This window comes from uncultured Microbulbifer sp., assembly GCF_947498635.1.
GTDB classification, from domain to species: domain Bacteria; phylum Pseudomonadota; class Gammaproteobacteria; order Pseudomonadales; family Cellvibrionaceae; genus Microbulbifer; species Microbulbifer echini.
This window is the reverse complement of the sequence record NZ_CANMKV010000051.1, coordinates 1-24,695: the sequence shown is the minus strand read 5'-3', so window position 1 is coordinate 24,695 and position 24,695 is coordinate 1. Positions and strand designations below refer to the sequence as shown.

Sequence of the window (24,695 nt, the reverse complement as noted above, 5' to 3'; positions counted from 1 at the left end):
GGAAGGTGTTAAATTACTTGAGCCCACTGGAATTTTTGGTGGGTAAACGTGTGTCACTTATGTTGGCAATCTAGGCATCAATACATATCCAAATTGGGTATGGTAAAAGGTAAACCATTTTTGATTAACTGCAAAGAAATTAGATAGAATCCAGAACACTATCTGTTCAACCAGAAGCTCCAGTGGACTCAATAGGCTGCTAGCAGTTTAGATCATTTCGATTCCCCAGGAGCGGAAGGGCTTTTAAAAGTTAATTTTGCACCTTAGTTTTCTCACAGTGTACAGGTGCCCCAAAAATTCACTTTCGTTATCGAAGGTTATGGTTTTACTTATTGCTTGATAAGGTTTAAGTACCTGATTGATTGTACTACTGACCGTCTTCATGCTCTTATTTGGCATCACTGCGAGTAAGCAATAATTTGGAAATTCACTCAACCGGTGTCACATGATAGTCGTCTTGACCATAAACTTTGTCGCCCTCTATGTGGCTAATCTCAATGTTTTCATTGGCCGCTCGCCAATATCCATCCGCGCGCTTTGGAATGAGCTTTTACCTTGATACGGAGTTTGGATGTTTACGGTTAGGCCTGCCTTTCGGTGGCAGGCGAAGTTTCCAATTAAGTTAGCCGTATTTCCAAGTGAGTCGGTTGCGATGGAGGCCTAGGTAGTATTCAGTTTTTGAAAAAGTGACTTGATATATATTTAGAGGTAATCTTGCCAGGTGGGTTCTTCTACACGATTAGGCTGGAAGTTTTCAGTAATTCCCAAAGTGAATGAACTCTAAAAGAGCGATCTACTGATCGCCCTTTTTATAGTTTGTCGATACTATTTCTTATTCTTCATTGCCGCCATCAACAGGTCGCCCATACTGCCATTGCCACCGTTCTGGCTGCCCTTTTGTTGCCGATTACCCTGTTGCTTGTTATAGCGTTGGGCTTGGCGGTTTTCGCGCTGATCGCCTTTCTTAACGCCGCCACTGCCCTGCTCTGCGGGTTCGTCGGAGAGGCGCATGGAGAGGCCGATGCGTTTGCGTGCCACATCCACTTCCATCACTTTTACTTTGACGATATCGCCGGCTTTTACCACTTCGTGGGGGTCTTTGACGAATTTCTCCGACAGCGCGGAAATATGTACTAGGCCGTCCTGGTGCACGCCGATATCCACAAAGGCGCCGAAGTTGGTGACGTTGGTGACGGTGCCTTCGAGCACCATGGCGGGGCGCAGATCTTTAAGTTCCTCGACGCCCTCTTCGAAGCGGGCGGTGCGGAATTCTGGGCGAGGGTCGCGGCCAGGTTTTTCTAATTCGGCGATGATGTCGGTAACGGTGGGCACGCCGAACTTCTCATCGGTGTAGTCGGCCGGATTGAGGCGGCGCAGGAAGGCGGAATCGCCGATCAGGCTATTGATCTCGCGGGTGTTTTTCTCGGCGATACGTTTCACCACGATATAGGATTCGGGGTGTACACCGGATTTATCCAGGGGGTTTTCGCCGTTATTAATACGTAGGAAGCCGGCGGCTTGTTCGAAAGCCTTAGGTCCCAAACGCGGTACTTCCATCAACTGCTTGCGGTTTTTAAAGGCACCATTCTGGTCGCGGTAGCTGACAATATTGCTGGCAATAGAAGCGCTAAGGCCCGATACCTTGGCCAGTAATGGTGCTGAGGCGGAGTTGAGTTCTGCGCCGACGCCGTTTACACAATCCTCAACGACGGCGTCGAGGGAGCGTGCCAGCTGGGTCTGGGATACATCGTGCTGGTACTGGCCAACGCCAATGGATTTGGGTTCGATTTTCACCAGCTCCGCCAGCGGATCTTGAAGACGGCGGGCGATAGAAATGGCTCCGCGGATGGTCACGTCCAGGTCGGGGAATTCCCGCGCGGCGAGTTCGGAGGCGGAGTAAACAGAAGCGCCCGCCTCGTTAACGACGACTTTCTGCGCACTCAACTGATATTGCTTGATCGTTTCTCCGACGAACTTGTCGGTTTCGCGGCTGGCGGTGCCATTGCCGATAGCGATCAGCCCCACATTGTATTTATTGCATAGCGCGGCGATGACTGCGGCAGATTCTTGCAGTCGATTTTGCGGCTGGTTGGGGAAGATTGCGGTGTGATCCAATATTTTGCCGGTGGCATCGACCACGGCTACTTTAACCCCGGTGCGCAGGCCGGGGTCTAAGCCGATAGTGGCCTTGTGTCCGGCAGGTGCGGCCAATAGTAGGTCTTTGAGGTTGCGGGAGAAAACCTTGATGGCCTCTTCTTCCGCTTTCTCACGCAGCTCACCCAGCAGGTCGGTTTCCAGTGCGGTGAGTAGTTTGATACGCCAGGTCCAGCGTACAACTTCGCCGAGCCATTTGTCCGCCGGGCGGCCTTCATCGGTGATCTCAAAATGCCTGGCGATCATGGTTTCGCAGGGGTGTCCGGCAGTGGCTGGGGCTCCCTCCTCTTCCGGCAGGCCCACGCTGATGGCGAGGATACCCTCGTTGCGGCCGCGGAAGATGGCCAGAGCGCGGTGGGACGGCACCCTAGACCAGTCCTCGGCATATTCGAAATAATCGCGGAATTTGGCTCCTTCTTCCTCTTTGCCATCCAGCAGTTTGGACTTGACCTGCCCCTCGGATTTGAGGAAATCGCGCAGTCTGCCCAGCAGTTCGGCGTCCTCGGCGAAACGCTCCATCAGGATAAATTTGGCTCCGTCGAGGGCGGCCTTGATGTCTTTCACCTGTAAGGAAGTGTCTTCGCACTCGGCATTTAGATATTGCTGTGCTTCTACGGCTGGGTCTAGGCTGGGGTTGTTAATCAGCGCATTGGCCAGAGGTTCGAGACCCGCTTCGATAGCAATTTGTCCCTTGGTGCGGCGTTTGGGCTTATAGGGAAGGTAGAGGTCTTCGAGGCGGTTTTTGGTGTCGGCGCTGTTGATCTGCTGAGTGAGTTCTGCAGTGAGCTTACCTTGATCATCAATACTCTTGAGGATGGTTGCGCGGCGCTCTTCCAGTTCGCGCAAATAGCGCAGGCGCTCTTCCAGATTGCGCAACTGAGTGTCGTCCAGGGCCCCTGTCACCTCTTTCCGGTAGCGGGAGATAAATGGCACTGTTGCGCCTTCATCCAGCAGGGATACTGCAGCGGTGACTTGTTGGGGGCGTACGTTGAGTTCTTCGGCGATGCGAGCGTTGATATCCAGCATTTGATGTTTATATCCGTTTTCCGGGGGTTCGTACCTTAAGGAGCGGCGTTTGACCGGGAAACAGCCTGTCGGTTTCCTTGGCTTTGCGCGGCCCGCTGTCTCTGCTGCAGCGGTCAATTGGGTCGGGCATTATGCGTTACCAGGGCGTCGCGAGGAAGGTTTGCGGTAGGGCACAAACTCTTGCGGCGACCTGCATCCAAATCGACCCTTATCGGCGTCGAACTCCAGTAGAATGCGCGCTAATTAAAAATTGACCAGTTTGGGTCACAGAATGGGGTAGAGGGTGCCTGTGAAAGTGTCGAACAAGAACAAGCTTTTATTTACCGTTTTGGCTATTGGAATGGTCGCCATTGCTGTGGTGGTGGCATTGAAACCCAAGCCGGAAGAAAAGCCTCCCGAAGCGGTAGTGCCACCGGTGGCGGATGTTCTCTATGCGGAGCCGGGGCGCCAGACTCTGCTGATACCGAGCCAGGGCACGGTACACGCCCGCCACGAAATCGAAGTGGTGGCCCGTGTCGGCGGTGTAATTGAGCGTGTGGGGCAGGCGTTTGTACCCGGCGGTTTCTTCGATGAGGGTGCCAGCCTACTTCAGCTTGAACAGGCAGATTATGTCTATAAGGTGACTCGCTCTGAGTCACAGCTGGCGGATGCCAAGTCCGCCCTCGCCCAGGAGCAAGGCCGAGCCAAACAGGCCAAGCGCGAGTGGCGCGATCTGGGGAGTGCAGCCGCCAACGCCCTGTTCCTGCGCAAACCCCACCTGCAGGCAGCCGAAGCCGCGGTGGCTGCCGCGCGAGCGGATCGCGATCAGGCCAAGCTGGATCTGGCGCGCACCGAGGTGAAGACCCCCTTTGCCGGGCGCGTGATGGAAACCTATGTCGACCTGGGCCAATACATCACTCCCGGCACTCCCCTGGCAAAAATTCACAGCACCGGTGTCGCCGAGGTGCGCCTGCCCCTGACCGACCAGCAATTGGCACTGCTCGACCTGCCCCTGGGTAAATCTTTTGAGCAAGGCCCCGAAGTGCGGCTGCAAGCTGTAGTGGCGGGGCGCCAGCGCGAATGGCGCGCCCAGCTGGTGCGTACCGAGGCCAGCATCGATACCAACAGTCGCTTTATTTATGCCGTGGCCCAGGTACAGAACCCCTACCAGGGCGATGTTCCCTTGATGAATGGCCTGTTTGTCGAGGCAGATATAGCGGGCCTGACCCTGGATGACGTGGTGATATTGCCGCGCCAGGCATTGCACGAGGGGGATCACCTGCTGGTGCTGGACGCAGAGAGCAAGCTGCAGTTCAAAACTGTAGAACTGTTGCAGAGTATCGGCGATAAAGTGTGGCTGCGCGGCGATATTGCCAATGGTGATCGCGTGGTGGTCTCCAGTCTGGGATATTCCCGCGAGGGCATGGCGCTGACCGCCAACCCCCTGAATAAAAAACCATCTGGCCTGATTGAGAGTGTGGAGAAAGAGGCGGAAGCCTCCGCAACTGCCACCAGTGAGACCGCGGCAGCGAATAGTGCTGCCCCCGGAGGCCGCTAATGAACGGAATTATTACTTGGTTCGCGCGCAATAGTAAGGCCGCAAACCTGCTGATGATTATGATCATCATCGGTGGTTTTTTCGGTATCAGCGGGATTGATCGCGAGGTATTCCCGGCCATCCAGCCGGGTATCGTCGAGGTGGAAATCTCCTACCCCGGTGCCGGCCCTGCGGAAGTTGAGCAGCAGGTGACCGTGCGTGTCGAGGAGGCTATCTCCGAGGTGAAGGGGGTCAAGGAAGTGAACTCCGCCTCCCGCCGCAGCCACGCCTCCATCGAAATTCAGGCGGTGGATGGTTACGATGAGTTGCGCCTGCTCAACGATATCAAGGTGCAGGTCGATAGTATTAATACCTTCCCCGAGGGTATCGAGCGCCCGGTGATCCGCTTGCAGGAGTGGGATACCCAGCTGATGATGATCGCCATCGGCGGTCCGGTCTCCGAGCGCCAGCTCAAGGAGACCGCCCTGGACCTGCGCGACAAGCTCACCCTGATTCCCGGTGTGCGCAGTGTGGATATCTGGGGCGAACGCCCGGACGAGCTGTCCATCGAGGTTTCCGAACTGGATCTGCGTCGTTATAACCTGAGCTTCAATGATGTAGCTAATGCGGTGCGCCGCTCCTCCCTGGATTTGCCCGCGGGCATGGTGCGTTCCGACCGGGGTGATATCCAGGTACAGACTCGCGGCCAGGCCTATAGCGCCGAGGATTTTGAACGTATTCCCGTCGTCAGTCGCGCGGATGGCTCGGTGCTGCTGCTGCGCGATGTAGCCACCGTGCGGGATGGCTTCGAAGAGTACAATAACGTCATTCTCTTCAACGGCAACCCGGCCATGAACCTGCGCGTCGTGCAGGGTGAACCGCTGGATGTGGTCGCTACCGCCGAGCGTATCAAAACGTTTATGGCGGAGGCTCGCACCCAGCTGCCGCCGGGTATGGAGTTCGATGTCTGGTTCGATTTCTCCAAGGCCTTTGAGGGCCGTATGAACCTGCTCACCACCAACGCCCTGAGCGGCTTCGCCATGGTCTTTATCATGTTGATGCTGTTCCTGCGCCCGGCTTTGGCGATGTGGGTGACCGTGGGGATTATCGTGGCCTTCCTCGGTGCTTTCTGGTTGCTGCCGATTACCGGGGTCAGCCTGAATATGTTGTCACTGTTTGCCTTCCTGTTGATTCTCGGGATTGTGGTGGACGATGCAATTATTGTGGGGGAGGCCGTCCACGCTGCCCACGACCGCGGCGTGACCGGTCTGGCCGCAGCGGAAGAGGGGGTGAAGCAGGTCTCCGCTCCGGTGATTTTTGCCGTGACCTCCACCATGGTGTTCTTTATTCCGATGCTGTTCCTGCCCGGTTATACCGCGCAGATGATGCTGGCCCTGCCGGTGGTGGTATTGCTGTGCCTGGTGTTCTCCCTGGTGGAATCCCTGTTGATCCTGCCGGCGCATTTGGTGGGTATGAAACCGGAGCAGCCGGCCAAGTCCAGTTTGGGCATCAAGCTGCAGAAGCTGCGCGGGCACTTCGCCGGCGCCATGAAAACCGCCGGTGATAAGTACTACCTGCCACTGTTGAAAAAGTCTCTCGGCAATAGCCGCACCACGGTGATGGGTTTTCTGCTGGCACTGGGGCTCTCGATCAGTGTCTTTATGAGTGGATACGTGGGTTCCTCTTTCTCACCCCAGGTACCGTCGGACCTACTGGAGCTGCGCGCCAGCATGGCGGATGGCGAACCTTTCCACGAAGCCGAGCGAGTGATGAATCAGGTGCTGGCCGCAGCGGATAAGCTCGCGACCGATGAAGAGATGCTGAAGCAAAACAACGGCGCGCCTTTTGTTCAGAACTCCATGGTATTCAACTGGCGTGGCAATATTTTTGTGATATTGCAGCTGACCGACGGTGAGTTGCGCGATGTGACATCCAAAACCCTGTCGCTGCGCTGGCGCGAATTGATTGGTGAAATGCCGGCCAGTGTCGAGGACTTGAATATCGACGCCACCATTAACGATGGCGGCAACGGTATGAGCCTGAACCTGAGCACTGCTTCGGGGGATATGGACGAGTTGCGCGCGGCCGCTGATGCGGTGAAGAAGAAAATGAACACCTACGCCGGTGTTTACGATGTGCGCGACAACCTCACCAGTGCCCGCCGCGATATCGAAATCCAGCTGAGGCCCTACGCCACCAATATGGGGATCAACCTGGCCGATGTGGCCAGACAGGTACGCCAGGGTTTCTATGGTGAAGAGGTGCAGCGTATTCCCCGCGGCCGCGAGGATGTGCGCGTGATGGTGCGCTATCCCCAGGAGGAGCGTGCCAGTGAGGAGCAGATGGACCGCATCCGCATTCGCACAGCGGAGGGCGAGGTACCTTTCTCCGCGGTGGCCGATGCGGTGTATGTACCCGGTTACACCACGATCCGCCGCAACAATCGCGAGCGCACCGTAAGGGTCTTTGCCGAGATAACACCGAATACCTCAACCGCGCAGGAAATTCTCAAGGATATGCGCGAGACCCTGGTGCCTGAGCTGGAGCGTGAGTTCCCCGGTTTCTCCCTGCGTACCGCTGGGGAAATGCAGGAGGAAGAGGAATTTAACGGGGCGATCCTGGCGTTCTTCGTGCTGTCCCTGTTCGCTATTTATGCCTTGCTGGCCATTGCCTTCCGTTCCTACTCACAGCCGCTGCTGATCCTCACCGCTGTGCCGTTCGGTTTCTTCGGTGCGGTGGTTGGCCATCTGTTGATGGGGCACGACATCAGCATTATGTCCATGCTCGGCTTCCTCGCCGCCGCGGGGGTAGTGGTAAACGACAACCTGGTCTTGATGGACCGTATCAACCAGCTGCGCGCTCAGGGCTGGGCGGTAATGGACGCGGTGATTCAGGCCGGACGCGATCGCTTCCGCCCCATTATCCTGACTTCCATCACCACTTTTATCGGCCTGGTGCCGATCATGTTCGAGCGCTCTATCCAGGCGCAGTTCCTGATTCCGATGGTGATCAGCCTCGCCTTCGGCGTACTGTTTGCCACTGCGGTGACTCTGGTATTGGTGCCAAATCTGTACAAGGTGATCGAAGTGCTTCGCCCGAAAAGCAAGCGTCTGGGTCAAGGTGAGCCCCCGGTATCACTGGAAACCGTGTGATCCTATCGCGCCCGAGGTAATGGTGGAATGACTCCGCCATTGCCTCACCAGCCTATAAATGCCTAAACTACCTGCCTGCAAAACGCCGACATCCCTGTCGGCTTTTTTATAGTGTTTTACAGGATCTTCCCCCATGCGCATCCCGCGTATCTTCTCCCACCAGGCGCTGGCGGGTGTATCGCACGTTGAACTGGATGAATCGGCTTCCCGGCATCTGGTAAAAGTCCTGCGCCTTGGCGCCGGTCATCCAATTACCCTGTTCGATGGTCTCGGTGGCGAGTACAACGCAGAGTTGGCTGAAACAGGCAAGCGCGCGCGGGTGCGTATCGGTGCATTTCGCGAGGATAATCGCCAGTCGCCCCTGGCACTGACTCTGGCCATTGGCATTTCCCGCGGTGACCGCTTCGATTGGGTGGTGCAAAAGGCCACCGAGCTGGGGGTGGCGGTCATACAGCCGCTCTTTAGCGAGCGCTGCGAAGTGAAATTATCCGGCGAGCGGTTGCAGAAAAAACTCGGCCACTGGCGTCAAATTGCCGTTAGCGCCTGCGAGCAGTGTGAGCGCAACCTGATACCGGAGATTGCTGAGCCGGTAAAACTTGCTCAGTATTTACCGGCTTCGGTACAGCAGGGGGCTTCTTCGACCAAACTAGTTCTGCACCATCGCACCGAGCTGGATTTGCGTCGCTGGCAGGCGGACAATGGCAAACCGGACTCCGCGGTGCTGTTGGTGGGGCCGGAGGGTGGGCTGTCCCAGGCAGAAATCGATATGGCTCTGGCACACGCGTTTATGCCCCTACGCCTGGGGCCGAGGGTAATGCGCACGGAGACCGCCCCCATTGCCGCACTCTCTGTACTGCAATTTCAATGGGGTGACCTGTAGCGGTCAGCGCAGTAAAAAATTTGATGTGATCATAATCCGGGAGGGAGGCCATGATCAGAGTACTTATAGGGATGTTGGGCGTCATTATTGTCGTGTTGTCGGTGGCGATAATCGCCAGGCCGCATCTGGCGCAAAAGATTAGTGAGCGCCTGAATGAAACCGGCTATTTCTTTTCCGCCTGGCTGCGCATCGCCGTTGGGCTATTTCTGCTTTTGATCGCCGGTACGCGACACTGGTATATCCTATTTAATGCCCTGGGCGTACTGGTGCTGTTGAGTGGTGCTTATATGCTGCAAATTGGCTTTGAGCGCGGCAAGGCGCTGGCGATCAAGCTCTCCAGAGGCAATGAAAACTTCCTGCGCATCAGCGGCATACTTGGTGTGATCATCGGTATTATGCTGCTCTCCGCGCGCTGACTTTATGGGGTCCCATGTCTTCCACAGATTTGATCATTTTTGATTGCGATGGCGTGCTGGTAGACAGCGAAAGTATTGTCTGCCGCATCCTGGCCGAGGAAATGAATAAGCTGGGCATGGCCACCACTGCAGAAGAGCTGGATGAACAGTTCAGTGGCCGCCCCGCCAGGGATTGCCTGCTGGAAATCGAAAAGCGTTTCGGCGGCCCCCTACCCGACAATTATTTTGGTAACACCGAGCGGCGCATTCGCGAGGCATTTCACGCCGAACTGCAGCCAGTGGCCGGTATCGAGGGGTTACTCGACCACTTACAGCAAATTGGCCTGCGCAGCTGTGTGGCCTCATCGGGCTCCCATCAAAAGATGCAGTTAACCCTGAATAAAACCGGCCTCTTCGACTACTTTGACGGCAAGATCTTTAGTGCAGAGGATGTCTCCCGTGGCAAACCTTGGCCGGAGCTATTTCTGCACGCGGCGACCACCATGGGGGTGGACCCGCAGCGCTGCCTCGTAGTGGAAGACTCCATCGCCGGGGTGGAGGCCGCGGTAGCCGCGGGCATGCGGGTGGTGGGCTACAGCACCCATGCGCTCAGGGCTCCGCAATTGGAGCAGCGCGGCGCGCGGGTTGTCGGCGATATGATGGCGGTAGTGAATTTCCTCTAATACGGATAGCCCCCTCGATTAGTTCCCTGTGCTGTCAGGGACCGGCATCCATGTTCTACACTGAATTTGACGTCTGGAAACCGGAAGTTCTACCTATGGCGGACAAGCCTTTAGTCGTCTGCTGCCTCGTCCTGCTGGTGTTGTTGCTTGCCGGCTGCCCCGATCCTGACCCCAATAGGAAATATGCACTGAAACCCCTTGCGGAGGTACAGTCTGGAGAGGGTGAAAAAGTGGCGCGACAGGCCGCTCCTTTCGGCGATGATCTGGTGCGCTTCCTGCGTGGAAGTACGCGTAAGGGAGGGGACACTTTTCGGTTGCGACTGGAGTTTGCCCCCGGTGGGTTCGCACCACAGATGGATAGCATTGCCGACCTGGAAGCACTGCTGGTGATCATGCGCGATTTTCCGGAAATGCGTATTGCGATTGAGGGGCACACCGACAATGATGGTGACCCCAAGAAGAATTTGCACCTGTCCCAGTGGCGGGCCGACTGGGTGCGCAATTTTCTTATAGAACGCGGTATCGATTCCGAGCGTATGCAGGCCCAGGGTTATGGGGATACGGATCCCATTGCCGATAATGAGAGTAAGAAGGGGCAGAGGGAAAACCGGCGCTTAGTGATCCGCGTACTGAACTTTGACCGGATGCCCAGTCGATTACCGCAGTTGCAGTCCTCTCCGAACCCGTGAACCCAGTGGAGAAACCCGGCCGGGGCCGGGCGTTCTCTCCTGCTGACAGGTGTTGGCCTTAGGTGGGCGCTTTGTCCAGCGCCTTATCACTATCACTGTCTGGCGATACTGTCGCTGGCTTGCCGCTAATTACCCGGCGCATCAACTTAGCTCCCTCACGCAACCCCAGAATACTCTGCGCGGTCAGCACACCGGAGACCATCGCCCCGGCGACACCGCAGCTCATAATATCTTGGCCCGTCAGGTACAGGCCCTGCAGTCGTGTCTTGGGTCTCAGCCAGCTCTGCTCAAAGCGTTTCGGGTCGTGGTCGAGCCCATAGATCTCTCCGCGCGGGTAGAAGCAAAAGTAATCCGTCGATAGTGGCGTGGATAATTCGTAGTAATCGATTTGCCCGCGCAGTTGTGGAAAATGCTTATACAGGTGCTCCAACAAACGTTGGCTGAAGGCTTCTTTGAGGGCTTCGTAGTCGTCACCGCGCTTGCCCCAGGGCTTGTCGTGCCACTGGGCAAACCAATCGTAATTGGCTGGCGCTACGATCTCGATCGTGGCGCGCCCCGGATAGCGCTGGGTAAAGGTGGGGTCTTTGGCCGAGGGGAAAGAAATATAGGCCAGCGGAATATCCTGGTCGCTGTCCTGCAGGAAAGCCTGCATGTCCCCTTCGTAGTGTTCGCTGGCATAGAGCCAGTAATTGGTTTTGGGCAGCTGCAGCTCTTCGGCGGTTTTCTCCAGGCCGATATACAGGCACAGATGAGACATGGACGGAGTGACGGTTTTCAGGTTGCGCAGATAACCGAGGCGCTCACTGGCGCTCTGTGGAAGCAGCTTCTCGAAGGTATTGAATACACCGGCGCTGGAAATTACTAGCGGCGCCTCGATCTCAGTGCCATCGCCCATACGCAGACCGCGTACTTTGTTCCCCTGCAACAAGATGGTTTCCACCTTGGCGTAGGTAAGCACATCGCCACCACTGGCTTGGATCTGTGGAATAATGGTTTCGGAAATCTTGCTGGCACCACCAACCGGATAATAACCGCCGTATAAGTAGTGCTTGGCGATCAGCGCGTGAATAATAAAACTGCTCTTCGCCGGGGTCATGCCGTTGTCGCCCCACTGGCCAGTGAGCACCGAGATAAGCTTTTCGTTGCTGGTAATTTCTGTCAGTACCTCTCGGGTAGTCTTGTTCAGCCAGGAGGGATCGCGCAGTTTTCGCCATAGGCGCACTGCAGGACCACACCAGCGGGGAAACAATTTTTCCATGGCTATACGCTGGATGGACTTGGCTACCTCATTGAGACGGCCCAGATAGCGTTCGATATTTTCCCGCTCAGCGGGAAAGTGTTTGACCAGCTCATCGATAAATTCGCGTCGCCCGGCGTGTAGATCAAATTGTTCCTCGCCAATGCAAATTCGGTCGTAGACCTTGTCCATTGGTGCCCAATGCAGATTACCGGCGGTGATGAAGTCAAAAATTTTGCTCGTCATGGTGGGGTGTTCACCGACATCGCCAATGTAGTGCACACCCACATCCCACTCGTAACCGTTGCGGTCGTAGGCATGGGTATAGCCGCCGGCAGTATAGTGTTGTTCCAGGACCAGTACCTTCTTACCAGTGGCGCTCAACATCGCTGCTGTGGTCAGCCCACCAATGCCGGAACCAATAATCAGGGCATCGTAGGGGCCTTCTAAACGACTGGCGCGATAGCGCTTACCAATGCGCAGGCGGCTTGGCTTGGGAGCGCTGCGTTTCTTCTCGGTGTTTTCGGACATGGTGGCCTCGTCACTATTGTTTTTATGGATCAACCATATCGCTCAAAAATTTCCTATGCAACAAGTTGCATAATATTGTCATGGTGTCCGTCCTTGCCCTCACCTTGAAAAAGAATATACACTTTGGATATGAAACGTATATGAAGTGTATAGTATGGGAATCGTCAAACTCTCGGATGAATTACATGATGAGATCCGTAAAGCCAGCACAACTCTGGGGCGCTCAATCAATGCGCAGGCGGAGTACTGGATAAAGATCGGTATGCTCGCCGAGCTGAATCCAGAGCTCAGTTACAGCCAGTTGTGCAAGAAGCTGCTGCGAACAGATGCATTTACTTTGGAGGAGCTCACTCGTGAATAACATCAAAATAAAGACCGCCAGGGAACAGGCGTTGATGCGTAACTCCGGCGAGTTACTGAGCCGTGTGTTTGCCAGGCTCGATGACATTGTTAAGCCGGGTATCACCACCATGGAAATTAATAACCAGGTGGAATTGTTTATTCTCCGAGAGCTACAGGCACGCCCAGCAAGCAAGGGTCAATACGACTACCCCTACTCTCTCAATACTTCGATTAACGATGTGGTATGTCACGGCATGCCTCGCGAGGGGCAGGCGCTGCGCGATGGCGATATCGTCAATGTAGATATTACCCTGGAGAAATCTGGCTATATTGCCGACTCCAGCAAGATGTATATGATCGGCAGCGTTACGCCGATTGCCAAGAAGCTGGTGCAGTGTTGCTACGAGGCGATGTGGGCTGGTATTCACACAGTCAAACCCGGGGCTACTTTTGGTGATGTAGGCCATGCCATTCAGCAATATACCGAGCGGCGCGGATTCAGCGTGGTGCGGGAATATTGCGGCCATGGTATTGGCCGTGAAATGCATGAAGAGCCCCAAGTAATGCATTTTGGTCGGGTTGGCACAGGTGCTGTTTTGCGTGAGGGGATGACATTTACGATTGAGCCCATGATCAATCAGGGCAACCGCAAAACCAAACTCAAGAAAGACGGTTGGACCGTGGTGACTAAGGACGGCAAGCTTTCCGCACAATGGGAGCATACGGTGTTGGTTACCGCGGATGGATATGAGGTGCTGACCTTGAGGGAAGAGGAAAGGAAGAGTTAGAAAAAAGACTAATTTCTTCGCTTTCACAGCACGCAGAGAGCAGTTCCCTGCGTGCTTGTAGACCTGGACGAGCTCTTGGACTCAGGATGTCTGGCCTGAATCCGTTTCACTACCTGTTGTGGCTTCTCTTGCGACCCAGTCGAGCAATTTTTTAGCGCGCGATCGAACCTTGTGATTGTGGGACCAGATCAGAGTTCTCTCCAGAAATGGTTTTGCGAGCTGTGGCTTTTTAAGTTTTGCGAGATAAAAGCCAATAGCACTATTAATTTCAATACTATTTGGGTTCTGCTGATAGGCGGCCATCATAGTTTTTAGTGCGGCAACACTTTCGCCTTTGTACTGCTGAGCCATCCATTTAAACTGGTAGGCCGATAGGGATGTCGGGTTCAGTTCAATGGCCATATCTGCATAATGCAGAGTGTTGGTATAGCTCTCCTCATCCCATTGCTGGGATTCGAGTGTATTTTGTAAGCTATATAAATGGTAAACAGACAGATTAGTTGCCGCGGTATGGTTTAATTCAGGTATTGCTGATAATTTTTCAAGTAAAGCCTGTGCTGCAGCCTCCTGCTGTTCATGCATTAAAAGGTTCGCTTTCAGAGCGATCACCCCTGGGAGTTTGGTAGCATTGCCTTTTACTTTGTTCAGATAGCTTAAAGCCTGGCCGTATCTTTCGAGATCAACAGCTCGTTCCGCTAATAATAGGGACTTTTCATTATGGCTCAGTTTGCGCTTCTCAATTTTAAAGTCGCTAGTGGCTAGATTAACCTTGTATCCTGATAGGCGTCGCTCTTTTAAGTATCGGGTTAATGCAATATCCAAGTCTTCCACTCGGATGTCATAATGCTGTATGAAGAGGTCTAATGGATCTCCACCATTATTGATGTCGGTTAGGTAGTTTTTGGTTTTTTCATTGTATGCATTATCTCTGGCATCTTCACTGAAAAATAAATAGTGTAATAATAACCATGCACTGGTGTAATACCGATTGGCATGCTGCCAACCTTTTTTACTGTAATCCGGCTGTAGAATCTCCCTCGCTTTAAGGGGGCCCTCTTCCAGGGCGTAAGCTCTCCATTCAGGAAAGTTGCCGATGGTGATGGAATCTTTATTAATGGTTGCACTGGCCAGTAATTCTGCGAAACCCTCTGAATACCACTTTGGATAGCGTATGGAGCCGCGTTCACGCATCAGATGGTGAACATATTCATGAAACATTATTTCTTTACCGCTCAATATGCCGCGTCTGTTTTCCTGAGAGAAAATCAAGGGGCCATCGATGGTGTTGGTATAGAAGCCGGCTATACTTCTTTTTCCTGAGAATTTTTCAAATTCTCTAGATTTATTAAAGTGGTATACCCTAAGCCTTGAATTTTCAAAACGATCTTCCATGCCCGTTAGCACAAGGGTGGCACTGCGAAATTTTTCCAAATCGCGCAATAACACCTCAGATTTTTCGGTGAAATATCGGAGTAGACAGTAAAGTTAGTGCTTTTATATTCTCGCCAATCTCTGGCATAAGCTGATACCGTCAGAGCGGATAGCAAGAGAAAGGATATAAGGCAGTAAGCTCTGCTTTTCATGGGGTATCTCGAATCAAAGTGCGGAGAGGCCTAGGCCAATTAAGGGGGCGGGATTTTATAGAGGAATATGCGTTTAGTATATGCCAAATCCTATCGCAGGACGGTATACGCACGATTTGCCCCTGTCCCTACTTGGCTTTATATGACCGTATTGCTATTAGTCCCTGAGATTGGCTCCCAAAGTGTTTTTATCAAAGGTTAAATTGCTGGCGAATAGTATTGATGAATGTTTGCCTAGAACTTCTTTGTCGCTCATGTGGGGCGAAAAGGCTGCTGGCACTATCGAGCAAGTTAACCGCCCTCTGTAACTTTTGCCTATCTATTCTTCCGTAGTTTTCCTCATTCGTCAGCTCCTTGATCTCTATGGAGGCCAGTTCTTTGCGGGCAATATCCTCGGGGAGTCCGCTTTTAGTACATAGTCCGTAAGTACCATCGATAAAGTGTTTCCATTCGTTTTCAATATGTGTAGAAAGCCCCTTGTTCATTTTTCTATCGGAGCAGGCATGGCCAATGAACTTCAATTGGTAGACCGTATCCAGGTATCTTTTCTTGAACAATGTAAATACCTGATCTGGATTGCTCTGAGACTGAAAATTCTTTAGCCATGACACATAACCTTTGGCATAAAACTCCCGGTTTTGGGATTCACTGTGGGCGCCGAAGAATGAATGGCATTGTAGGTCTAATACTAGTGTGTACGAAGCTTTAGGCATAACAAAGGTGTTTTGATAGGATGTAAATTCTTCTTGCCCTAGATTACTCAGAGACAGCAATTGCTCTTTGAGGTAAAAGTGATTTTGTAAATACTCTATCAGTTCCATAAGTGCACACCCGTATATCCTGTTGCGATTTGATTGGTGGTGCAGGGTTACATAAACGGTACTGCATTACTTCGATGGGGAACTTAGTGTGTTAGCAGGGCTCTAGGGTATGGGCGACAAATTCCGCAAAATTCTACAGAACCGTTTCTTTTTATTCTGGTTCTAGCCGCTTCCCTGCGGTTAAAATTTATCCATGGATTTTTAATAAATAGCGGAAGGTTGATGCGGTTCTTTAATCCTGAAGAAATAATACATCGGTACGAATAATATATTTCGTACCCTGAGTAATTGGCGTTGAGCTGTGAATTCTATGCAGGGGATGCATACCATGGGGAAAGCACAGCACAGATCCAGCCGGTGTGCGTACATCGATGTCTTTCATGGAGTGCCGGTTGGGCTGCTGATAAGGGTCTTCTGCATTGACTCGAAAACGTGTGGCACCGCCATTGAAGTCCTCGCTGAGTAAAACCAGGAAAGTCATTTCACTAAAACGATCAGGAAAACCATTACTGATCAATCGATCATCTATGATGCGACTACCCGGCCAGGCGCCGTCGGTATGGAATTGGAAGTAATCACCCACGCCATAACGGTAGAAACGAAAACGCTGATTGAGGCCAACTGGCTGTCGGCCCTCAAAATAGTGACTGGGGTCTTGCATTAAAGGGCTGCAGCGCTCCCAGATGAGTCGCTCACTAACCGCATCTACTACCCAAGTGAGGTTGTCGTTATGACGTACTTCTCTTGGCAGGGAGACAGCGGCATCTGGCAGATAACCGATATTCTCTGTGATCTCGATCAGACGCTGACATTCATCATTGGAAAATACGTTGAGTAATTGAAAAGCACCGGGGACTCCGACAACTTCTCTACGCTGAATTAAAGAGGGGGCTGTATTATTTAGTGAAGCAGGGTTCTCCTCTCTCGAGGCCCAGGTGGGCAGAGCGGGATGCTCCGCGCCGGGTTCCCGAGCGATAATAAAGAACTTCTGCTTTAGATTCCTGCTGGAATCCGTTGTCGTATTTGTATCGGCGACTGGAGTACTTGGCATAATCACTTCATCCAAATTATATTCATGAAGGCTCTTTATTCGTTAAATTAATGGTTAATTACGGTGAGCTGGGCAAACTGACGGTGTCCCTCGGCACCACCGTGAAAGCCAAATCCACTTTGTTTGGCCCCTACCCATGGTGTTCCTCCGGCGCCCTGATTTATACCGATCATGCCAGCCTGTAATTGATTCGCAACCAGGAGGGCATCATCTTTGCCGAAGACAACGGCACCCAGGCCATATATGGAATCGTTTGCTCTGTGGATCACTTCTTCAATGGTACTGAAGCGATCCATTGCGACCACCGGTCCGAAAGTTTCCTCGTCTTCCAGTTGCATCCCCGGTTTTATTGTGCTGATAACCGTTGGTGGTATAAAGGGAAGTTTGGGAGATTTATCTCCCAATAGAAGAGTTGCGCCCTTCTCCAGTGCATCCTGAATATGTCTAACCACTTTTTTATGTTGGCGTGCATTTACCAGTGGGCCTATATCGACATCAGTGTCAGGCCAGCCGCCAACACGATAATTTTTCGCAATAGCTACCACAGCGTGTTCAAATTGATCGGCGATACGCTCGTCCACGTAAATACGCTCCGTAGAGGTGCACATTTGACCGGCATTCTCAAAGCTGGATGCCACGGCAAATTGTGCGGCTCTGGGAATGTCCGCACTGGCCAAAACCACCATGGGATCGTTTCCGCCTAACTCCATAATCAAGCGTTTTAAGTTTGCTGCGGCATTGGCCATGATGGTCTGGCCGGTTGCGCGAGAACCGGTAAAAGCAATCATATTGATGTTCGCTTTTACCAGGGCTTCTCCAGTGCGTCCATCTCCATGGGCGATTTGCAGTACCCCGGTGGGGAGGGATTGATTTAGGGTTTTTATTAAGAGATCGGCAACCAGCGGTGTTTCCTCAGAGGGTTTTAAAATAACGCTGTTGCCGGCAATCAGTGCCGGAACTAACAAGTTATTGGCCATCGCCAGAGGATAATTCCAGGGGGAAATTACTGCGACCACGCCCAGCGCTCGGTATTGAATCTCGTTGTTGCCCGTGCGCTGGCTGCGCAAGGCATCAGCGGAGTCTTCAGCTAACCAGGGACCGCTGTGAATTGCACCGCCGGCTTCATACGTTGCGCGCCGGGCGTCCTTACCCATTTCACGACTAATCAGTTTGGCTAGTGTTGCCTGTATAGGCTGTAGGTTTTTATAGGCTTGTTGAACCAAGTGTACGCGCTGTTGAATGGATTGTTTTGCCCAAGAGAGTTGGGCCTGCTTTGCCTGTTTTACCAAGGTTTGAATTGAGTCTTCATCACAAACATCGACATTGCCGATCACTTCGCCGTTAAAGGGGTCTATGGAATTTAAGGTTTTTTGCATATTTGCCTACTGGATTTGTTAGCTAAAAACTGGGCTAAAGCACCACCAACCTGGCGGGATAAAATTCATTACTTATACAGGGCAATCGTTCGCACTTCGATACTGGTGCGTCTGACGGCATTTTCACTGTCTGGTAGATCAAAGGCGCTGTGAGGTGTGCCGGTAATTGTGCCTGTGTGTTCGCTGTCAAAAACTCTGAGCAAAAGTCCTTCACCTGGGCGCATAGCACTAAACCAGATCCAACGGTGTTTGGGGTTGGGGCTGATGACTGAGATCTGTCCTTCGCGCTCGGGATAAATCAGGCGCATTTTATGAAAGTCTGTTTCGACCACGCTGCGTAAATCCACCATCGCTAACGGGGATTCCTCCACGGGATTTAAAAGTGGCAACCATAGATTTACAAATTGATAGCGGGGGAAATCTCTGGGGTTTAAATTGTATTCGGGCAGAGTCTGATGGAGTTGTCGTTGTGCAGACCATGGGGTGTAATCGTTGTGTACGATTTTAACCGGGGCGCGGCGGCTACGGCTTTTTTCCGTATTCGAGTCCGCAGAAGCTTGAGCTCTCAAGGTATGGTCAAAGGTCAAAACATGCTCTGCACCCAGGTGCGTTGCCAGCCACTTCTGCAGCGCCGGATACCACTGTGTGCGGATGAGTGTGTCGCGGGCTTGTGGTGCCAGGGCGTGGTTACTGACGCTGTCCAATGCTCTCAAGGTCTCGTCCAGTTGGTGCAGGTCGATCTCGAGGTTGGGTTCTACCAGCTCAAATCCCTGTTCAGTTAGGCTGAAAGCTTCTCCAGCAGCGCTTAGTTGTCTGCCATCGTGAAGCGTTACCTGTTGGGGAATGACCTGTTCTATCAGGCTCGCAGGACCGGGTCCGGTGTGGCGCTGATCGTAAACCAGGTCTGCACTGGGGTCTGCATAGTTGATGTTCGCTTTCAGTGTTTTGCGGGGCGGCGGTTGCAGAGTCTTATCCGGCACTATGGCCTCCTCACTCGCGGTGGATCAATCTACCGGTAATGCTAGGCTGGAGTGGATACAAAGAAAATCAATTAACGCTTGTAGGTGATACAGGTTTGAGTAGAGGTCATAGGCCAGACCGCCTCGAGCGACTGGAGTTAAAGCAGCTGCGCCTCTTGCAGGCTATTTTGCGGGAGTTGAATTTAACGGGGGTAGCCGACCAGCTAGGTGTGACCCAGCAGACGGTCAGCGAGCAACTCAAGCGATTGAGGGAGGTGTTTGATGACCGTTTATTTATTCGAGCCAGTAACGGAGTGATAGCCACTCCCCTGGCAGAGCGCCTGGGGCCCAAACTAGATAGGATTTTGAACGATATTGCCGCACTGCTGCGTGGGCAAGAATTTAACCCAGCGGAATATACGGGAATTTTTACGATCAGTGCCACCGACTTCGAACAACGTGTGGTACTACCGGGTCTGCTGAAAAAGCTACGTGAACAGGCGCCTGGGCTCAGGGTGGTTGTGCTCAAGCTGGAAATTGACCGTATGGCCCAGCAGTTGCAAACCGGCGAGGTGGACCTGGTTTTCAGCACGCCCGGTTTTGTGCCGGATAGCTGCCCAACGATGCTTTTGTATCGGGAGCACTATGTCTGTGTTTGTTGCCGGCAGGCAAACTTGCCTGGTTGTGAAACGGGTGAGCCCCTGGCGCTGGCTCAACTGGCGGCTCGACCACAGCTGGTCGTTTCCCCCTCCCGAGGCGATCTGCGCGGTATGGCCGATATTTGGTTTGAAGCGTTTGGCTTGCAGCGCAATGTGGTTTTGTCAGTCCCTTCTTTTGCCGCTGCAGCCGAGTGTATCGCTTCTACCAATACGGTGGCTTTTCTGCCTTCGCGCCTGCTTCCCGATGCGCGCTTAAGCACCTTGCCGATCGCCGCTCAACCACCGGGTTTCGATGTAATTGCCGCCTGGCACAGTCGCAGTGGGCAGGACCCACTTCATAAATGGGTCAGGGAGTTATTAGCGCGGCAGTTCGCTTCGAATACTGATGAATAGGCTGGAATTTCTGCTAATCGGGCCTGATAAACGAGCTTGCATCAGTGTTCGGCATGGCCCCCCATAAAGTTCAGATATTCAAGACTCTTAATGAATCTGACCTGTTTACTTACCCAGATGGGATTGGCAAAGCCCGATAAGCAGTGACGAAACTTTATCGGCCCACCGGGTTTTGGCTCAGGAATACTGCAATGATAGTGTCGAGTGCTCAGCCAGCTATTTTGAAGACCGCACCAGCTACCCGACTCTAAAAACCCCAGAGAAAAGCCTATCAATACAAAAGCCGATGTATTTTCCGGCAATGGCGTGGCGTTTAATGACGTAAAATTCGATATTAGTGCCCCTGTCAGTGCCATTCTTGGCGCCTATACTCTAGCGCCGGTGGACCCTATGGTGGCCATGTAAGCCACCGTGTGGAATATCACGATCACACGGCACACGGCACACGGCCAGCAGCCAGGCTTACCCCTCGGTGGCGAGCCATGCGCCTATTATCGGAATCGCTATGGATGGCTAATAGAACACAAGTATCCTTGCCTGAGATATGGCTATCATTCACCCCTAAGCTGGCTGGCCTGTTGCCTCTCACTTGATCTGACCGAGTGGTTTTGTTGTAGGCTGGCTCGATAATATCGGCCTTCTAATAGGCTCGTTGAGTGATTGCATTGAAACCTGGTTATTCTCCGATGAATCATCCCTCCAATGTTTACCTGATCAGAATGGTGGAATCCCTGGGCCTGCTAGTGCGCACCCGCCTTTGGATGCAAATAGTATTAGCCATGGTTTTGGGGTTGGGCACTGGCCTGCTGCTATCGCCGGAAGGGGCCGGATGGGTCGATGAGGGCCTCAGTGTCATATTGGCCAGTTGGTTCAAACTGCCCGGTGCGTTGTTCCTGAATATGATCCAGATGGTGGTGATTCCACTGGTGGTCTCTTCCATCATCCTTGGGCTTTGCGGCAGCGGTAATGTGGGCCAGCTCAGGCGGGTCGGGCTGCGTATTGCCCCCTATTTTATCGCCACCACCACCGTAGCGGTGATTATCGGAATAGTCCTGGCCCAGATAATCCAGCCGGGTCATTACATTGATGAAGCGCTGCTTACGGCGGCAACTGAGTTACCCAAATCTGCTCCCCTTCAGGTACTTGAATCCAAACCCCTGCCGGAGCGGATTGCCGAGCTGATACCGGCCAACCTGAATCAAAGCATCGCCATGCGCAATATGCTGCAGCTGGTGGTCTACGCAATCTTCACTGGCGTTGCGGTCATGTTATTGCCGAGCAAGCAGCGTGAAACGGCGGTTTATGCCTTTGGCATAGTGCAGGAAATTGCTCTGAAAATTGTTGGCTGGGCCATGTTGTTCGCACCGCTGGCGGTATTTGGCCTGCTTGCCGATATCGCTATCCGTGTGGGGTTAACCGCAATTGTCGGTATGTCTGTTTATGTAGGCACAGTGATCTTGGGTCTGTTGATTCTGTTGACGTTTTACCTGTTGATTGTTTCGCTGGCCACGCCACAGGGTCCCTTAAGCTTTTTGCAGCGCATCGGCGGGGTGCAGCTCCTGGCCTTTTCCACCTCCAGTTCCGCCGCAGTGATGCCGCTTTCTATGCGTGTTGCCGAGCACTCTCTCGGAGTCAAGCCGCCCATCGCCAAGTTTATTGTGCCTCTTGGGGCCACGGTGAATATGGATGGCACGGCACTTTACCAGGTTATCGCGGCGATCTTTCTCACCCAGGTATACGGTATAGATCTCAGCACAGCGCAGCTGGTCGGCCTGACAGTCACCACTGTGGGAGCCTCAATTGGTTCCCCAAGTACACCCGGTGTGGGAATCGTAATCCTAGCCACCATCCTGACCGGTATTGGTGTGCCGGCCGAGGGCATCGCGCTCATTATTGGCGTGGACCGAATCCTCGATATGTGCAGGACTTCAGTAAATGTCACCGGAGACCTGACCGCTTGCTTGGTGATGGATAAATTACTGGGCAGCGACAGCCTGGAGGATGCCGGGACTCAGGCTGCGTGAAGGCTGTTCATTAGGAGGGTTTGATCGTACTGGAGCCCTGCAGGATCTCTAGTGTGCGCGAGTCCTGTTGCCCCCCGTAGTATCTTGCTAAAACCTGGGTAAATAGGTTGTCGGTACCGCCTTCAGCCTGAGCGAACAAAGTCATGCTGGATCTGACCTTGATGGCATCAAGGCTTCCAAATATCTCCTGGGCGCTGAGACCTTGCAGGTTTAACAGCGCCTGGCAACATTCCCGCAGTTGCGGGCCAAGCTGTGGATGCTTCAGGTAAGCCTGCGCCTCTTCCATACCCGTCAGTCCATAGCGTTGTGATGTAGCACTGTGGCCCAGCCCCTTCAGCTGCGGAAAAATATACCAAATCCAATGGCTACGTTTGTGCCCCTGCCGCAACTCCTGCAGGGCCTGTGCATAAGTATCGTTTTGTGCCTGGCAGAAACGCTCCAGGTCAAAATAATCACTCATAAAAATATTTCCGTAAAAGATCTTTCCTGTTTTACAGGAAGAAAAGCGTAGCATGAATATCCATGGGGTAGGTTATAGCGGCCATGTTTTGGCAGGAATAGTAAAGTGGTAGTACTTACCCTCTAAGCAGACGCTTTTGAGACATGTGAACTCGTGGTGATCAAACCCTTGTCTATTACGCCCTGTTTGACGATGAAATTTTTCAGGATTAGTTATTTGAAAGACGGGGTTAACCGTCTTTTTGATTGAAGAAATCCAATTTAAGCGGTGGGCAATAAAGCCCGTATATCATCAGGTACCGGCATAGATTTCCCAGCCTGTTGGTCTACCCAAACAATCTTAGCTTCACCGGTGGTGTAGACTTTATCGGTGTTATCCGCATCTCTGATCTCGTAATAGCTATTAAAGCTACTGCGCCCTGGAGTACCGCCATACATACTTACAGTAATGTTGGCAGGAAATACCAAAGGTAAATGAAAATTGGCTGAGGCATTCAGTAATACAGGGCCATCTCCTTGATTGCTGCTTAGAGCGCCTGAGCTATATATCGAGGCTAACCAACTGCAGCGACACTGCTCAAAGTAGCTGAAGTAGGTAGCGTTGTTAATATGTCCAAAGGCATCCATATCACCCCAGCGCACGGCTAAGGTTTCCTGGTGTAAAAGGTTGCGGGGGGCTTCACTCATTGTCATTTCACTTAAGTCAATACAGTAAAGCTGTTAATTGTAATAGGCCACTGGAGCTATGAATAGTTCTATATTTTTTACCTTGAGATAAAGACGAGATTGCAAGTAAAAAATAATTATTCCTAGTATTTTTCACGGCCTCTAAGAGGAGTTTGATAGCGGCTTATATTGATAAGCCGCTGAGGAGCGCTTAACTAACTTCTTTTAAAATGTATAGCCTGACTGATGGTAATAAGGAGCAGCTTTGTGTCTGTAAGTTAGCTGTCCTCCGGGTAAGCGTTTAATGAGCATGCCTCCATCAAGTTCTTCCAGAAGATGTTTTGTAGGTTTTAGTTGATCTGCCGGTAGTGGATACTGGCCTGATAGATCCTTGGCCAAAATCTTAGCAATTATCGTAGGCGCTTTCGTCAGTTCTTCTTTTAATAATTTTCCCTGATTGGCTAGCCAAATATTGCCATTTGGGTTGTGGTTATCTATCTCGACAAATCGGTACTTTAATTTCGACAGGGACCTATTCAGTAGCGGCTTATTTCTTTCTGCAAGAGTTTTTGGTACTGATGAATCGGTAGGATATTTTTCATTTAATCGTCTAATCTCAGCTTCTCTTTCTTCTGGGTTGAGAAGGCGGACTGATCTATTGTGTGGGTAAGATTGAAATATAATTAAATTGTGGTAGGCAAGTTCATGATTTTTTCCGTTTACTCTATTATATAAAGAGTATTCAGTAATAAATTCGATAACTTCCATGTTAGGAGTCATGGAATATTTTGTGGAAATAAGTAAAAGCGAATCCTCTTTAGCAAATCGCATGTACTCATTTTTGTTGAATTCTCCACTAATTTGCTCACTGGTAAAGCTTCTGTTTTTGCCCCAACCTTGATGTTCCAGATTATTCTTAAATGAAGTTTCCAGAAGATCTTTTAGGTTGATATCCTGTTCAAGAACTTTGAAAGGGTGGATTATTTTTGCATCTTGAACGGCGTGAACGGCTTCTGCTAGCGAAATTACTGCTCCTCCAGTGCCGAGTGGACTTACAAAGGGCTCTTTGATTAAAGAGTCCTGCTGAACATGAGAAATAACTCTAATACTTGCACTTTTCTCTATTTTTTGAGGGTTAAAGTTTTCATATGGAGATAGTGAACATGCGCCAACCAATAAGGCTCCGGCTAATACGAAAATCTTCTTGATCATTTCTTTCCTAAAAACATACAACTTATTAACCCGGCGATCCTATAGTTCTATATAATATCCAAATGGATATTATTGATGCAAGAAAATTACCCGCTTCCG

At 52.0% G+C, this 24,695-nt stretch carries 20 protein-coding genes; 10 read left to right on the top strand and 10 right to left on the bottom strand.

Features of this window, described 5'->3' with window-relative positions:
• Positions 1-825: 825 nt before the first annotated feature.
• Complete coding sequence (locus Q1A69_RS18150) at positions 826-3,180, bottom strand: Tex family protein (protein WP_299588699.1); 2,355 nt, start codon at positions 3,178-3,180, stop codon at positions 826-828.
• A 289-nt stretch (positions 3,181-3,469) separates the two neighbouring features.
• On the opposite strand from Q1A69_RS18150, the gene Q1A69_RS18145 reads away from it, so the two are divergent.
• The 6 genes from Q1A69_RS18145 to Q1A69_RS18120 all read left to right on the top strand — a co-directional run bounded on the left by Q1A69_RS18145 (position 3,470) and on the right by Q1A69_RS18120 (position 10,495).
• Positions 3,470-4,717: an efflux RND transporter periplasmic adaptor subunit gene (locus Q1A69_RS18145; RefSeq protein ID WP_299588695.1), complete on the top strand. Its 1,248-nt coding sequence runs from the start codon at positions 3,470-3,472 to the stop codon at positions 4,715-4,717.
• Positions 4,717-7,848, top strand: coding sequence for an efflux RND transporter permease subunit (locus tag Q1A69_RS18140; protein ID WP_299588692.1), 3,132 nt, complete (start codon positions 4,717-4,719; stop codon positions 7,846-7,848). Before Q1A69_RS18145 ends, Q1A69_RS18140 begins: the two co-directional genes overlap by 1 nt.
• A gap of 133 nt (positions 7,849-7,981) precedes the next feature.
• On the top strand, positions 7,982-8,728 hold the full coding sequence (locus tag Q1A69_RS18135; RefSeq protein ID WP_299588689.1) for a 16S rRNA (uracil(1498)-N(3))-methyltransferase: 747 nt from the start codon (positions 7,982-7,984) through the stop codon (positions 8,726-8,728).
• A gap of 50 nt (positions 8,729-8,778) precedes the next feature.
• Positions 8,779-9,144 (top strand): hypothetical protein, encoded by a 366-nt coding sequence (locus Q1A69_RS18130; protein WP_299588685.1) that lies wholly within the window; start codon positions 8,779-8,781, stop codon positions 9,142-9,144.
• A 14-nt stretch (positions 9,145-9,158) separates the two neighbouring features.
• A complete protein-coding gene (locus Q1A69_RS18125) occupies positions 9,159-9,806 on the top strand; it encodes an HAD-IA family hydrolase (RefSeq protein WP_299588681.1) in 648 nt (215 codons plus the stop codon).
• A 50-nt stretch (positions 9,807-9,856) separates the two neighbouring features.
• The gene (locus Q1A69_RS18120) at positions 9,857-10,495 is read left to right on the top strand and encodes an OmpA family protein (protein ID WP_299588679.1); all 639 of its coding nucleotides are present in this window, start codon (positions 9,857-9,859) and stop codon (positions 10,493-10,495) included.
• A 58-nt stretch (positions 10,496-10,553) separates the two neighbouring features.
• Here Q1A69_RS18120 and Q1A69_RS18115 read toward each other — a convergent pair whose 3' ends face one another.
• The gene (locus Q1A69_RS18115; RefSeq protein WP_299588675.1) at positions 10,554-12,263 is read right to left on the bottom strand and encodes an NAD(P)/FAD-dependent oxidoreductase; all 1,710 of its coding nucleotides are present in this window, start codon (positions 12,261-12,263) and stop codon (positions 10,554-10,556) included.
• A gap of 154 nt (positions 12,264-12,417) precedes the next feature.
• Here Q1A69_RS18115 and Q1A69_RS18110 point away from each other — a divergent pair, with 154 nt between their 5' ends.
• Together Q1A69_RS18110 and map are read left to right on the top strand one after the other, a co-directional pair.
• Positions 12,418-12,624, top strand: coding sequence for a ParD-like family protein (locus Q1A69_RS18110; protein WP_299588671.1), 207 nt, complete (start codon positions 12,418-12,420; stop codon positions 12,622-12,624).
• Complete coding sequence (gene map / locus Q1A69_RS18105; RefSeq protein WP_299588669.1) at positions 12,617-13,393, top strand: type I methionyl aminopeptidase; 777 nt, start codon at positions 12,617-12,619, stop codon at positions 13,391-13,393. Before Q1A69_RS18110 ends, map begins: the two co-directional genes overlap by 8 nt.
• Positions 13,394-13,474: 81 nt before the next feature.
• Here the strand turns inward: map and Q1A69_RS18100 are convergent, their stop codons facing one another.
• From Q1A69_RS18100 to Q1A69_RS18080, 5 genes are all read right to left on the bottom strand, one after another.
• Positions 13,475-14,833, bottom strand: a complete 1,359-nt coding sequence (locus tag Q1A69_RS18100) for a hypothetical protein (protein WP_299588666.1) — start codon at positions 14,831-14,833, stop codon at positions 13,475-13,477.
• 334 nt (positions 14,834-15,167) lie between these two features.
• Entirely contained in the window at positions 15,168-15,797 is a 630-nt protein-coding gene (locus Q1A69_RS18095; RefSeq protein ID WP_299588663.1) for a DUF6058 family natural product biosynthesis protein, read from the bottom strand.
• A 232-nt stretch (positions 15,798-16,029) separates the two neighbouring features.
• Positions 16,030-16,848, bottom strand: a complete 819-nt coding sequence (locus tag Q1A69_RS18090; RefSeq protein WP_299588659.1) for a 2OG-Fe(II) oxygenase — start codon at positions 16,846-16,848, stop codon at positions 16,030-16,032.
• Positions 16,849-16,895: 47 nt separating this feature from the next.
• Positions 16,896-18,224 (bottom strand): aldehyde dehydrogenase family protein, encoded by a 1,329-nt coding sequence (locus Q1A69_RS18085; RefSeq protein WP_299588654.1) that lies wholly within the window; start codon positions 18,222-18,224, stop codon positions 16,896-16,898.
• 68 nt (positions 18,225-18,292) lie between these two features.
• Positions 18,293-19,204, bottom strand: a complete 912-nt coding sequence (locus tag Q1A69_RS18080; protein WP_299588652.1) for a CmcJ/NvfI family oxidoreductase — start codon at positions 19,202-19,204, stop codon at positions 18,293-18,295.
• 95 nt (positions 19,205-19,299) lie between these two features.
• Between Q1A69_RS18080 and Q1A69_RS18075 the strand changes: the two genes are divergently transcribed.
• Together Q1A69_RS18075 and Q1A69_RS18070 are read left to right on the top strand one after the other, a co-directional pair.
• Entirely contained in the window at positions 19,300-20,235 is a 936-nt protein-coding gene (locus Q1A69_RS18075; RefSeq protein ID WP_299588649.1) for a LysR family transcriptional regulator, read from the top strand.
• Positions 20,236-20,921: 686 nt separating this feature from the next.
• The gene (locus Q1A69_RS18070; RefSeq protein ID WP_299588646.1) at positions 20,922-22,259 is read left to right on the top strand and encodes a dicarboxylate/amino acid:cation symporter; all 1,338 of its coding nucleotides are present in this window, start codon (positions 20,922-20,924) and stop codon (positions 22,257-22,259) included.
• Positions 22,260-22,269: 10 nt separating this feature from the next.
• Here Q1A69_RS18070 and Q1A69_RS18065 read toward each other — a convergent pair whose 3' ends face one another.
• The 3 genes from Q1A69_RS18065 to Q1A69_RS18055 form a co-directional block, all read right to left on the bottom strand.
• Positions 22,270-22,719: a DUF1810 domain-containing protein gene (locus tag Q1A69_RS18065; RefSeq protein WP_299588643.1), complete on the bottom strand. Its 450-nt coding sequence runs from the start codon at positions 22,717-22,719 to the stop codon at positions 22,270-22,272.
• Positions 22,720-22,979: 260 nt separating this feature from the next.
• Entirely contained in the window at positions 22,980-23,405 is a 426-nt protein-coding gene (locus tag Q1A69_RS18060) for a thioesterase family protein (RefSeq protein WP_299588641.1), read from the bottom strand.
• Positions 23,406-23,609: 204 nt separating this feature from the next.
• Positions 23,610-24,596 carry a hypothetical protein gene (locus Q1A69_RS18055; protein ID WP_299588638.1) on the bottom strand — a complete coding sequence of 329 codons (987 nt, stop codon included), beginning with the start codon at positions 24,594-24,596 and terminating at the stop codon, positions 23,610-23,612.
• Positions 24,597-24,695: the final 99 nt, after the last annotated feature.